This is a genomic window from Desulfobacterales bacterium, from assembly GCA_034003325.1.
Lineage (GTDB): Bacteria > Desulfobacterota > Desulfobacteria > Desulfobacterales > JAFDDL01 > JAVEYW01.
Genome location: JAVEYW010000002.1, coordinates 187,961 through 200,202 on the forward strand (window position 1 = coordinate 187,961; position 12,242 = coordinate 200,202).

The following is a 12,242-nucleotide window of genomic DNA, read 5'->3' on the forward strand; positions in this document are numbered from 1 at the left end:
TTATGCCGGTCGCCACGGTTGTCCGCCCAAATCGCCGAAGATATATTGCATCAGGCTGCATGCAACCAGGGCGGCTGTTTCAGCCCGCAAGATGCGGGGGCCCAGCGTGGCGGTCACAAACCCGGCGGCGGTTGCGGTTTCTATCTCTTTTTCAGTCAGGCCACCCTCCGGCCCGAGTAAAATAAAGATCTGTTTTCCCCGCTCGGGATCCGGACTGAATATTGACGTCGGTACGGGGTCAACCGCTTTTTCCCAGAAAGCGATTTTTAGTGCGCATGGCGCACTCAGCCTGATCACTTCTTCATAAGAAGCCGCTGCGATCATTTCCGGCGCATGACTTCGGCGGCATTGCTTTAAAGACTCCCGAATTATTTTTTGCCACCGTTCGGCCCGGGCATCTATCCTGTGACCTTCCGGTCGCGGGACGGATCGATGGGCAAAATACGGAATCACTCGGTTGATGCCGAGCTCCGTTAGTGACCGGATCAGGGTATCCATTTTTTTCTCTTTTAAAAAGGCCTGCGCGATGGTGATATGGACGGGGGATTCCGAAGCACAGGATCTGCGATCGAGAATTGAGACGGAGACGCGATCTTGAGCGATGTCCGTCACGCGGGCGGTGTACTCTTTGCCCGCACCATCAAAAAGAATAATGGGCGCACCCGGTTTAAGGCGCAAAACAGAGCGAATATGCCTTGAATCGGTCTCCGACAAGCATGCGGTATCGCCCTCGGCGGTAGTGGGATCAATGAAAAAGCGTCGCATAATCAGCTTATTACACCCAAACAAACGGAAATGCAAACCGTCTTGACACACCGGGCACCCTATGGTACAGATTTCAAAATATTATTAAGGGCTTGCTTTTATCTTCCGCACAAGCTTTATAACGACATTGGGGGTTTCATGAACGAAAAAAGAAATTTCGAGAAAACACCCAAGGAGGAAATGTTTTCCGAGGAGGATGATTTTCTTGAATTAACGGACGAAGCCGCGCCTATGGAGACAGGCGACAGCGACATTATCATGCTTCACGAGGAAGTTTCCCCCGAGCCGGCGGTCGGCGCATCCGAGGCCGATATTCTTGATTTGACCGAAGACGTATTGTTACCGGATGAAGTGAACGATATGGACCTTCTCGAATTGCTGGAGGAGGCTTCGGATACAGCGGTTGCAGACGATGATGATGATGACATTTTGGACCTTACGGAGGAAACACCGATAACGGCCGTGAACGATAGTGCTGGGATCAGGCGTTCCCAAAAAGCATTGTCCTTCCCGGCCCCGAAAAACGATGAAGATATTCTGGAGTTAAGTGAAGCGGCGCCCGGCGAGGATTTTTCAGAGCCGGCCACCGTGCCTGCGGAAGCGGCTGAAGGTGATGCCGACATGGAAGATATTTTGATGCTGCTTGAAGATGAAAGCACTGAATCGGACAAGGTTATTCCGCCGAAAGAAAGTGCGCTTGCCCCCCGCGCAAAAGATCTGCTTGAAGACGGCTTTGAACTTGGGGAAGCATTGGATGCGGCGATAGATGCGGAAGCAGCGGCGGATAAAGCGGCAGTAGGCGCAATGGGAATGAGCTTGGCGGATGCGTCTGACGAGAACCAGCTTGCAACGTTGCCGGTTTCCAACACTCAAGTGGAGGCGGCGCTTGAACGGGTAATAGAAAGAATGCTGGGCGAAAAAATGTACCGCCTGCTTACGGCAGCCATTGAAAAAGCGGTGACAAACGAAATCAAACGCCTGAAAAAACTTTTGGCAAGCAATTTGTCCGATATGGAATAAACCGGTACGCAAGCCATCCGGCAAATGCCGGATGGCCGAACGGCATAACCACCAAGCCCCCCATTCCTGTTGCCGGCCGATAATCCCCTTTTCATTTATTTAAAGGTTGTGTATAACGCCGCCGGATAGAAGGCTGCGTGTTCAGCTAATGGCGCTTGCGCCCAGCTGAGAGCGGATTAAGGAGTAGATTCAAATGAGTAGTGATTCTTTGGACAAAGGGTATGAACCCCATGCGGTGGAGAAAAAATGGTACGCTTTTTGGCAACAGGAAGGCCTTTTTTCTGCCCAAGAAAGCAGTGACCGGAAAGCCTATTCCATTGTCATACCACCGCCCAATGTCACGGGCGTGTTGCACATGGGACATGCGCTGAATAATACGTTGCAGGATATTCTGTGCCGGTATCGTCGTCTTCGGGGTGATAATGTGTTGTGGATGCCCGGAACGGATCATGCCGGTATCGCAACCCAAAACGTCGTGGAAAAACAACTGGCGGCGGAGGGCTGGACCCGAAACGATCTGGGAAGAGAAAAATTCATTGAAGCGGTTTGGCAATGGCGGGAAAAATCCGGCAGTGCCATCATTCATCAGCTAAAACGGATGGGTGCGTCCTGTGACTGGGACCGCGAGCGGTTTACCATGGACGAGGGGCTCTCCCGCGCGGTTCGAAAAGTATTTGTTCAACTTTATGAAGAAGGACTCATCTATCGCGGCAATTATATCATCAACTGGTGCCCGCGATGCCATACGGCCTTGTCGGATCTGGAAGTAGAGCATGAAGAGCTGGACGGCAATATGTATCATATCCGGTACCCGTTTGCCGACAAATCCGGCAGCATTACGGTGGCCACGACGCGACCGGAAACCATGCTGGGAGATACGGCCGTGGCCGTTCACCCCGAAGATGAGCGGTATGTGAACCTTTCGACCGATTCGGTGATGTTGCCGCTGATGAACCGGAAAATTCCGATTATAAAGGATGCCTACGTGGACCGCTCGGTTGGCACCGGTGGGCTCAAGGTAACCCCCGCACATGATCCCAATGACTTTGAAATCGGCCAACGCCACGACCTGCCCCATATTAAGGTGATCGGGGATGACGGCCGCATGACGGAAGATGCCGGCATTTTTCAGGGACTGGACCGGTTTGAGTGCCGGAAAGCCGTACTGGCCGCGCTGAAAGAAATCGGTCTGTTAGAAAAAATCGAGTCCATTCGTCACGGCGTGGGGCATTGCTATCGCTGTAAATCCATCATTGAGCCGAATCTGTCCAGGCAGTGGTTTGTAAAAGCCAAGCCGCTGGCTGAAAAAGCCATTGCCGCGGTGAAAAATGGCGAGACGAAAATCATTCCGAGCCTCTGGGAAGCCACCTATTTTGACTGGCTCAACAATATTCGGGATTGGTGCATTTCCCGCCAGATATGGTGGGGCCATCAGATTCCGGCCTGGACGTGCGAGGCCTGCGGAGAGATGGTGGTTGCCATGACCGCGCCGACGACTTGCCCGGGTTGCGGCGCCGCTGATCCGGTGCAGGAAGCCGATGTGCTGGACACCTGGTTCAGCTCCGCGCTGTGGCCCTTTTCCACCATGGGCTGGCCGGATGAAACCGAACTGCTCAAGACCTTCTATCCCACTTCGGTGCTGGTGACCGGATTTGACATCCTTTTTTTCTGGGTGGCCCGTATGATGATGATGGGGCTTCACTTCATGAAAGCGGTTCCCTTCAAGGACGTATACGTGCATGCCCTGGTGCGGGATGAAGAAGGCAAAAAGATGAGTAAATCCAAGGGCAATGTGATTGATCCCCTGGAGATAATCGATGAATTCGGAACGGATGCTTTTCGGTTCACGCTGGCGGCCTTTGCCGCGCAGGGCCGGGATGTCAAAATGTCCAAACGCCGGGTGGAAGGGTATCAGCACTTTATCAATAAACTCTGGAATGCGGCGCGCTTTTCCATGATGCACGAAGTGGAGGCATCGATTGCCGACGATGCCGACCGAAGATCCGTTCCGGACCGCTGGATTTTATCCCGGCTGCGCCATGTGACCGAGACGGTAACCAACGCGTTGGATACCTACCGCTTTAACGATGCGGCCGGCGCTCTGTACCAGTTTGCCTGGCATGAATTCTGCGACTGGTACTTGGAAGCCATCAAACCGGTGCTCTATAACCCGGAAAGTCCCGAAGACCGCCGTGCCACCATCGGCGTGCTCCGTCTGGTGCTTCAGGAAACACTGGTGCTGCTGCATCCCTTTATTCCCTTCGTGACCGAAGAGATTTGGCACAAGCTTCTGCCGAATGCGGGCTCCATCATGACCGCCGCTTACCCGCTGGCAGCGGCGGATTTAAACGGCATTGTCCGGAATGCGGATGCGGAAGCAAAAATGAATCAGCTCATTCAACTCATTACCGGGGTGCGAAATATTCGCGGCGAGATGAACTTGCCGCCGTCCCAGGCTTTGGACGTGCAGGTTCAGTCTTCGAATGCGGGTGTTCGGGAAACCCTTTCGCAGTTTGAGTCTCTTGCCAAGGGGCTTGCCCGATTAAAGTCGCTTTCCGTCACGATAGCAGGCAAGCGTCCGCCCGCCTCGGCCACTGCCGTTACGGATGATGCGACGATTTATGTGCCCCTATCCGGTATTTTGGATGTGGACCTGGAAATCGAGCGACTCGCTAAAGAGATTAAGAAGCTCGATGGCGAGCTTGGCGGCCTTACCCAAAAACTGTCCAACCAGGGGTTTTTGGGCAAAGCGCCGCCGGAGGTGGTTGAAAAAGTAAAGGAAAAGCATGCGCTGTTAACCGAAAAGCGAATCAAGCTTCAAGCGAACCTGGCCAGAATTAAGGAAATCGTATGAGCCTCTGGACACCGGCGATCGATCACCTGATCGAAGCTGCATTGACTGAAGACATCGGCCACGGCGATATCACGACGGAAAACCTGATCTCACCGGAAATGACGGGGGAAGGGCAAATCGTTGCCAAAGAACCGTGCGTGCTGGCCGGTCTGGAAATCGCGAACCGCGTGTTTACCCGGCTGGATGATGCCATCAAAATTTCCTCCTCGTATCGGGACGGCGACCCAATCCATATCGGCGATGTCGTATTAACGGCCAGGGGAAGTTTGCAAGGGTTATTAATTGGTGAGAGAAGCGCCCTTAATTTTTTGCAGCGCTTATCCGGCATCGCCACGCTTACGCGGACGTTCGCGGACCGGCTTTCGGGGCGAAAAACCCGTGTCGTGGACACGCGGAAAACCACCCCCGGATGGCGTGTCCTTGAAAAGTATGCCGTGCGCATGGGCGGTGGGGAGAATCACCGAACGGGGTTATACGACGGCGTATTAATCAAGGACAATCATATTGCCGTATGTGGCGGTATCGGCCCGGCGGTAAAGGCGGCCCGGCAGCGGATTTCCCATCTGGTGAAAATCGAGGTGGAGGCAAGCAATCTCACGGAAGTTCAGGATGCCTTAACTGCCGGCGCGGATGTCATCATGCTGGACAACATGGTGCTGCCGGAAATAAAAGAAGCCGTCACGTTAATTCAGGGGCGCGCCTTGGTGGAAGCGTCCGGCAATGTAACCATCGATTCATTGATACCGCTGGCGGATGCCGGGGTCGATATCATCTCCGTGGGCGCACTGACCCACTCGGCCAAAAGCGTTGATTTAAGTATGCGCATCAAGGCCAAGGACCCCGGGGTAAACAGCCGATGATACCGATTCGCGATACGATCCCTTCTAAAACGTATCCCGTGGTCAATACGGCCCTGATCGGTATCAACGTGCTGATTTTTTTGTTTCAACCGTCCCAAAGCCCGGGACTGGATCGCTTTGCCTACCTTTACGGCCTCGTGCCCGCCCGGTATACCCTTCCGCAACTTTCCGATTATTTTACCTTTGGGCAGCAGGCGATTTCGCTGGTTTCCTTCATGTTTCTTCATGGCGGGTTTTTTCATCTGCTGGGCAATATGTGGTCACTCTATATTTTCGGAGACAATATCGAGGATCGCTTGGGCCCATTGCGGTACCTGATGTTTTATCTTTTGTGCGGCCTTTTTTCGGGGTTCGCGCATTTTATGTTCAATCCGTCTTCCAATATTCCCATCATCGGGGCCAGCGGCGCGATCGCCGGCGTGATGGGCGCCTATATTCTGCTTTATCCGGGCGCGCGGATTTTAACGCTTATTCCCATTTTGATTTTTCCCTGGTTCGTTGAGATACCGGCCGTTTTCTTTCTCGGTTTCTGGTTTCTCATGCAGTTCATTAACGCGGCGGGCAGCGCCGGCAACGCGGGCGGCATTGCCTGGTGGGCGCATGTGGGCGGATTTGTTTTCGGCATGCTGTTTATAAAACTGTTTTTGCAGGTGCCGGTCTCCGGTCTCGGGGATGCGTTTCGCAGGGCTGCGGCACGAAAGACCAGCGATCGGCTTCAGGTGATCCGGCCTACTGCCGGAGGAGAAGAAGCGGCGAACCTTTACGGCACTCTTCGCATTACCCATTACGAGGCCATGGCCGGCACGCAAAAGCTCATCAATATTCCCACTGGGCATTCCCGCCGCCTTTTCAGGGTAAGCATACCGGAAGGCACGCGGAACGGCGCGATACTGCGGTTAAAAGGCCTCGGCAAGCAATTGCCCAACGGTATTCGTGGGGACTTTTATCTTAACATCGTGGTGGAAACCATTCTGCCTTCCCGATAAAATAACGAACACCCGGTTTTTAAAGCGGCACTGTTAATTATAGCTCACCGTCAGACCGGCCAAAACCCCTTCTGTTCGAATACAGATAATGGTCACCAAATCTCCTAATTCCGGTGTTCGGTGCGGTATATAGGATGTCTTGAAGCCCACATACACGATGTGCTGCTTTCTTTTTGCATCCTGAATGACGAGAGTCGCTTTTCGTCCGCCAAAGGGGTTCCACACGCCATAGGTGACGGACATGATTTGTCCGGTAATGGTGACGGTCGACTCTTCAGCCAAAATTCGATTGCCGGTCATTTCGCCCCCAAAAATGCAGATACAAACTGCCATTATCACCGTTGTCCCAAATCGATTAAGCCAATTTTTCATGTTCCATAACCTCCTGAAGTTTCCTCCGGTATCTCGTCCCCTTAATGTCGCGTCAACCCGCCGTCTACAGCAAGCGTCTGGCCGGTGACAAAATCGCCGCCATCGGTAACAAGAAACAGCAGGGCGCCGAGCAAATCGTCCGGCTCCAAACGGCGTTTCAGTGCCTGCATTTTGATGGTTTTATCAAGAATGGCGCCAAGTGAGCCTTCCAGCATGGTTTTGGTTGCGGTCAAGCCCGGCGCAATGGCATTGACCGTAATCCCGTATTCACCGGCCTCTGAGGCCAGCGCCCGGGTGAATCCGATGATACCTGCTTTCGTAGTGACATAAGGGGTGAGCGAGGGGGAACCTAAAAAGACAGATACAGATGATATGTTAACGATTCTGCCGTAATTTTGGGCCATCATGTGGGGATATACCGCCTTGGTACAGAGAAAAACGCCATCCAGGTTGACACTCGTCACTTTTTTCCAGTTCTCAAAGCGAATATCCTGGAACGGTGACACCGGATAAATACCCGCATTATTGACCAAAATATCGATCCGACCGAAATGATTCATTACTTGCCGAGCCATCTTCAGGGTCGAGTCTTCGCTGGTGACATCCACCTGTAGGGCCAAGATGTCACCGCCGGCCGATTTGACTTTTTCAACCGTTTCATCCGTACTCAGCAGATCCGTCGCGACCACTTTGGCGCCTTCTTTTGCCATCCCCACGCAAAAGGATTGCCCAATGCCCCCGGCACAACCGGTCACGATAGCCACGCGGTTTTTTAATCTTTTCATGCGGTTCCTCTTGAAATCGTGCTTTAACCAAAAATTATTTAAAAAATGGTAAGTTGTCGAATATTAAAAACAAAACAATTTGATAGTATTAAATCAATTTGAAAATAGGAAAAATTTTCTAGCCAAAGAAACCATTCGGTAGAAAACTTTTTTTGTTGAAAAAGAACTGATGCTAATTCTATTCTCAATTATTCTCAAGCGAATATATCGAAAAGAATTTATTCGATACAAGCGTGGGCGCAGCCCATATGGTTGCCGAGGAAACCGTGAATACCGAATGAAGAGAAACCCGTAACACAGGAAAAACGGAAGCCATGATTGACTTTACAGGCACCTACACCGACCAGTATCAGCTCGCCATGGCCCAGGTTTATTTTCTGAAAGCGCGCCATAACCGCACGGCGGTTTTTGATTATTTTTTCAGGAAAATACCGTTTAAAGGCGGTTACGCGGTTTTCGCCGGGCTGGAAGACCTGCTTGAAATCCTTGAAACCCTTCATTTCGATGAGACAGATATGGCGTTTCTGCGACAAAAGGGCATGGATACGACGTTTCTAGACTATCTTGAGAAGTTCCGATTCACCGGAACCATTAACAGCTCACGCGAGGGAGACTTGGTTTTTCCTACCCGGCCGGTGCTGAGCGTGGAGGCCGAGATCATTCAGGCCCAGATCATTGAAACCCTTCTTCTCAATGTTCTCAACTTTCAGACATTGATCGCCACTAAGGCAAGCCGAATGCGCATCGCAGCCGGAGACCGCGCGCTCATTGATTTTGGGCTGCGAAGAGCCCACGGCTTGGGCGGTTATCACGCAAGCCGAGCCGCAATCATCGGCGGCTTCAACGCTACCAGCAACGTCCGGGCCGGACGGGATTACAACATCGCCGTATCCGGCACCATGGCCCATTCCTTTATTCAGAGTTATGATGCCGAACTGACCGCCTTCCGTCATTTTGCTGCATCCCGGGCCGATGATTGCGTGCTCCTTGTCGACACTTACGACACCTTGGCCAGCGGGGTTCCCAATGCCATTATTGTGGGCCTCGAAATGAAACAGCAGGGCCGACAGCTTAAGGGCATCCGCCTGGACAGCGGCGATCTGGCCTATCTTTCCAAGAAAGCCCGGCGTATGCTCGACGATGCCGGACTTGATGATGTGAAAATTGCGGCATCCAACCAGCTCGATGAATACCTGATCAAAAGCCTTCTGGATCAGAAAGCGCCTATCGACCTTTTCGGCGTTGGTACCAGCTTGGTGACCGGTCAGCCGGACGCCGCTTTGGACGGGGTTTATAAATTGGCTTACGCTGATGCCAAGCCCCGCATAAAATTATCGGAATCGATTGAAAAAATCACCCTGCCGCACCGAAAGCAGGTTTTCCGGCTTCGCACCGGCACGGATCTGTTGGGGGCAGACGTGGTGGCGCTTTTGGAAGAAACGGAAATTGCCCACATGCATCATCCCTTTGATCCCTTGAAATCGCTTGCTATCGGCGCATACCCAAAGGAGTCGCTGCTGCATAAGGTCATGGAAAAAGGACGTCGGATAGCCCCGCCCCGATCCGTGCACGAAATTGCCCGGTATTCGCAAAACCGGCTCGATGAACTGCCTGATGAGTACAAACGCTTTGAAAACCCCCATATCTACAAGATCGGTATCAGCGACGGGCTCAAAAAGGAACGGGACCGCCTGATCGCCGAGCACAAGAGAACGAATTTCGAGGAGGATATGCGATGAAAACCTTGATTATTGGTGATGTACAAAACGATTTCATGCCCGGCGGGTCTCTGGCCGTGCCCGCAGGAGATGCTATCATCGCGGTGATCAACCGGATTTCGGGAAAATTCGATCTCGTGGTGGCTATTCAGGACTGGCACCCGCCCCAGCACAAAAGCTTCGCCTCAAATCACAAAGGTCGGCAGCCTTTTGAAACCATTGATTTAAACGGCATTTCCCAGACGCTCTGGCCGGACCACTGTGTCCAGGGAACTTTCGGCGCGGACTTTCACCCGAAACTCGATACCCGACCTGTGGAGGCGATCTTTCGCAAGGGCGTCGATCCGGAAATCGATAGCTACAGCGCTTTTTATGACAACCAGCACCGCAGAAGCACCGGACTTTCGGGATACCTCCGGGAGAAGGGGGTTGTTGAGATTTACGGCTGCGGGGTGGCCGGCGATATCTGCGTCTATTATACCCTCAAGGATGCCCTGAAAAGCGGTTTTTCCGCGACGTTGATTGCAGATGCCGCTAAGCCCCTGAATGAAAAAAATTATGACATCGCAAAAAACGACCTTTTGCGCGATGGGTGTCGAATTATGGTATCAAGGGATCTTGGTTGACACACCGATATTCCGCTTTGTTATTTTCAAACAAGCCGCTGCATCGAATATCTTATCTGATGGTTACGATTGACATACTTCCTGAATATAACTATATTATCGCGGATAAAAACCCCTAACCCGCCACAGGAATAGGCCAAAATGAACTTTTTAGTTGGTTATGACAATTCGAAGGCAACTCCTCGCGCCCTTGAAGTGGCGGAAAAGTACGCCCATGCATTTAACGCCAAGATACACATTCTTGCCTCGACACCCTACGGACCGGAATTGGAGGCAAAAGAATATGAAGAAACCAAGGCGGCATTGGAACGACTAAAAAACGAATTCCATGCCGAAGGAATCGACTGTGAGACGCACATGATTACCAGAAGCCTCTCCCCCGGAGAGGATCTCGTTGATTTTGCGAGGCAAAACCAAATAGATAAAATTATTATCGGTACCAGAAAAAAATCCAAGATCGGCAAGTTGCTGATGGGGTCTACCGCTCAATATGTCATTTTGGAAGCCGATTGTCCGGTCATTGTCGTCAAATAGGCGGCGTGCTCGAAATCAAGCCTTCCCAGAGTATCGGGATTACTCGGTCGGCGTGAAAAACATATCCTGTGCCGGCGGCATGAAATGACTGACCAAATATCGATCCGTTCCATAGGCAATCAGCCCGGTCAGCATGCCGGAGATCAATAGCACCATTGCCAATCGAATCACGTACGGCCATAAAATCTGCGGAACAAAAAGATGATAAAGCGTCTTGATTATTTTCCCGTTTAACGTCGTCAACGCCCGCCTGCAGGCAATCATCATCAGTATGGTAAGAATATAGAGCGCAACGCACATGATGCATACCGCTTTTATGATCACAAAAGATACAAACGCCTCATAAGCGGCAAATATCACCATGACGGTTACAATTAAAGAAATAATGCAGTACAAGTGGGGGTAAAGGGTAGGTCGCATCACCCTTTCCGCTAAAAAAGCAATCAGCAGAAACACATAGGCGAACATCCCCAGTGTTGCAACGGGAATGCCGAAAAGAGTCGATCCAAACCCTTTTGCCACCCGGTCGCAGTCAATTACATCGTTGATAACGCAAAAGCTCGTCGTCGCATGCTCTGAAAGGTTAACTTGGTAATGATGATAAATCAGATAAACAGAGTCACCGCAACCGAGGATTAAAAAAACAACCATCGCCACAAACCATCTGGACCGCAAACCAACACCCCCTAAATGTGAAATTGATACGGATCTTATGCTCCTGAAACGAACGACTAACTCGCCCTATACACCATATGGAGATAAAAATCATGGGATAAAAAAATTAACATCATCATGGAATCAGGGATAATCGGATATCGACCTTGCTGCTGAAAAACGATTCGGGGGAAACTGGATTGAAACGCTGGGATTACGCCTAATGTCATCCGGCGGAGGCGTCGGAAAAATGGTATTACCGGATGACAAACACCGCGCGTTGTTTAAAGGTGATATAGAAAATTGGCTTGATCGGTGGGTACGATTCGCGTCAGTCTTTTTTGATTTCTTCGCTTCCAGGCCGCCTCATTTTCAAGCAGCGCGGATTCCAGCAGCTTTGCCTCTTTATAGTCCCAGGCCGCCTGATGGTCTTGCCAATGCCCATGGGAATCTTTTGCCTGAACAACAAATTTCAACATACGGGAAAATCATCCTTTTATAGTAAAAACAACGAGACAGCGCCTTTAGGGCTAATATCTCCGGGCACCTTTCGTATCCGAACCATTCCATTTTCTTTTACAGGCGCACTGATAAAGCAATCTTAATACCCTGTCAAACACTGTTTTCCGTAATTTGATCGAATTTTCGGAACAAAATAGAGACCCTTTTTGGGGCGCTATTTCCCGCAATTCAAGCGCACCTAACGCCCCGAAGCATCAAGCGATTTAAATTCGAGACATCACACCATTTTTTATGGCAAGAACCGATTGATAACGGCGCGCCAATCAGGCGCCAACAAGCGTCAATCTGTTATTATCGATGGTTTTGATCTTTTTTTGTGTTTTTTCACCAGTTCAATAAAAAACCTGCTCCCTTGCCCAGCAGACCGTTGCGCTGTACCGGGGGATGGTTTATAAAAGGCAAATTGACGACCTTGTAAACAACCGGATATCGACTGGGTGCGGTTGATGTCGGTGGATTGTATTATTCCCTCGGCCGGAAGTTGCACCCTTGAATTTAAACCTTTTGCCAACCCGATCGAATGGTTATGGAGTACGCTTTAATTAT

General features: G+C 51.2%; 12 protein-coding genes. 7 read left to right on the forward strand and 5 right to left on the reverse strand.

Going from position 1 to position 12,242, the window contains the following annotated elements; translation table 11 throughout:
- Entirely contained in the window at positions 1-765 is a 765-nt protein-coding gene (locus RBT11_02855) for a 16S rRNA (uracil(1498)-N(3))-methyltransferase (protein ID MDX9785691.1), read from the reverse strand.
- Positions 766-903: 138 nt separating this feature from the next.
- Here RBT11_02855 and RBT11_02860 point away from each other — a divergent pair, with 138 nt between their 5' ends.
- The 4 genes from RBT11_02860 (at position 904) to RBT11_02875 (ending at position 6,485) form a co-directional block, all read left to right on the forward strand.
- The gene (locus tag RBT11_02860; GenBank protein ID MDX9785692.1) at positions 904-1,785 is read left to right on the forward strand and encodes a hypothetical protein; all 882 of its coding nucleotides are present in this window, start codon (positions 904-906) and stop codon (positions 1,783-1,785) included.
- Positions 1,786-1,978: 193 nt separating this feature from the next.
- The gene (locus RBT11_02865; GenBank protein ID MDX9785693.1) at positions 1,979-4,639 is read left to right on the forward strand and encodes a valine--tRNA ligase; all 2,661 of its coding nucleotides are present in this window, start codon (positions 1,979-1,981) and stop codon (positions 4,637-4,639) included.
- Positions 4,636-5,499, forward strand: a complete 864-nt coding sequence (nadC, locus tag RBT11_02870) for a carboxylating nicotinate-nucleotide diphosphorylase (GenBank protein MDX9785694.1) — start codon at positions 4,636-4,638, stop codon at positions 5,497-5,499. The genes RBT11_02865 and nadC overlap by 4 nt, the downstream gene beginning before the upstream one ends.
- Entirely contained in the window at positions 5,496-6,485 is a 990-nt protein-coding gene (locus RBT11_02875) for a rhomboid family intramembrane serine protease (GenBank protein ID MDX9785695.1), read from the forward strand. The genes nadC and RBT11_02875 overlap by 4 nt, the downstream gene beginning before the upstream one ends.
- 33 nt (positions 6,486-6,518) lie before the next feature.
- Here RBT11_02875 and RBT11_02880 read toward each other — a convergent pair whose 3' ends face one another.
- Entirely contained in the window at positions 6,519-6,857 is a 339-nt protein-coding gene (locus tag RBT11_02880) for a hypothetical protein (protein ID MDX9785696.1), read from the reverse strand.
- 41 nt (positions 6,858-6,898) lie between these two features.
- On the reverse strand, positions 6,899-7,642 hold the full coding sequence (locus RBT11_02885; protein MDX9785697.1) for a 3-oxoacyl-ACP reductase family protein: 744 nt from the start codon (positions 7,640-7,642) through the stop codon (positions 6,899-6,901).
- A gap of 314 nt (positions 7,643-7,956) precedes the next feature.
- On the opposite strand from RBT11_02885, the gene RBT11_02890 reads away from it, so the two are divergent.
- From RBT11_02890 to RBT11_02900, 3 genes are all read left to right on the forward strand, one after another.
- Positions 7,957-9,381: a nicotinate phosphoribosyltransferase gene (locus RBT11_02890; GenBank protein MDX9785698.1), complete on the forward strand. Its 1,425-nt coding sequence runs from the start codon at positions 7,957-7,959 to the stop codon at positions 9,379-9,381.
- On the forward strand, positions 9,378-9,986 hold the full coding sequence (gene pncA / locus RBT11_02895) for a bifunctional nicotinamidase/pyrazinamidase (protein MDX9785699.1): 609 nt from the start codon (positions 9,378-9,380) through the stop codon (positions 9,984-9,986). The genes RBT11_02890 and pncA overlap by 4 nt, the downstream gene beginning before the upstream one ends.
- Before the next feature lie 141 nt (positions 9,987-10,127).
- On the forward strand, positions 10,128-10,520 hold the full coding sequence (locus RBT11_02900; protein MDX9785700.1) for a universal stress protein: 393 nt from the start codon (positions 10,128-10,130) through the stop codon (positions 10,518-10,520).
- A gap of 39 nt (positions 10,521-10,559) precedes the next feature.
- Here RBT11_02900 and RBT11_02905 read toward each other — a convergent pair whose 3' ends face one another.
- Together RBT11_02905 and RBT11_02910 are read right to left on the reverse strand one after the other, a co-directional pair.
- Positions 10,560-11,195, reverse strand: a complete 636-nt coding sequence (locus tag RBT11_02905) for a vitamin K epoxide reductase family protein (protein MDX9785701.1) — start codon at positions 11,193-11,195, stop codon at positions 10,560-10,562.
- Positions 11,196-11,458: 263 nt separating this feature from the next.
- Positions 11,459-11,653 (reverse strand): hypothetical protein, encoded by a 195-nt coding sequence (locus RBT11_02910; protein ID MDX9785702.1) that lies wholly within the window; start codon positions 11,651-11,653, stop codon positions 11,459-11,461.
- Positions 11,654-12,242: the final 589 nt, after the last annotated feature.

Excerpts from the sequence above, each read along its gene's own strand:
- RBT11_02885 (MDX9785697.1), bottom strand. The coding sequence starts at position 7,642 with ATGAAAAGATTAAAAAACCGCGTGGCTATCGTGACCGGTTGTGCCGGG.
- RBT11_02910 (MDX9785702.1), bottom strand. The coding sequence starts at position 11,653 with ATGTTGAAATTTGTTGTTCAGGCAAAAGATTCCCATGGGCATTGGCAA.
- RBT11_02890 (MDX9785698.1), top strand. The coding sequence starts at position 7,957 with ATGATTGACTTTACAGGCACCTACACCGACCAGTATCAGCTCGCCATG.
- RBT11_02880 (MDX9785696.1), bottom strand. The coding sequence starts at position 6,857 with ATGAAAAATTGGCTTAATCGATTTGGGACAACGGTGATAATGGCAGTT.
- pncA (MDX9785699.1), top strand. The coding sequence starts at position 9,378 with ATGAAAACCTTGATTATTGGTGATGTACAAAACGATTTCATGCCCGGC.
- RBT11_02855 (MDX9785691.1), bottom strand. The coding sequence starts at position 765 with ATGCGACGCTTTTTCATTGATCCCACTACCGCCGAGGGCGATACCGCA.
- RBT11_02900 (MDX9785700.1), top strand. The coding sequence starts at position 10,128 with ATGAACTTTTTAGTTGGTTATGACAATTCGAAGGCAACTCCTCGCGCC.
- RBT11_02875 (MDX9785695.1), top strand. The coding sequence starts at position 5,496 with ATGATACCGATTCGCGATACGATCCCTTCTAAAACGTATCCCGTGGTC.
- nadC (MDX9785694.1), top strand. The coding sequence starts at position 4,636 with ATGAGCCTCTGGACACCGGCGATCGATCACCTGATCGAAGCTGCATTG.
- RBT11_02860 (MDX9785692.1), top strand. The coding sequence starts at position 904 with ATGAACGAAAAAAGAAATTTCGAGAAAACACCCAAGGAGGAAATGTTT.
- RBT11_02865 (MDX9785693.1), top strand. The coding sequence starts at position 1,979 with ATGAGTAGTGATTCTTTGGACAAAGGGTATGAACCCCATGCGGTGGAG.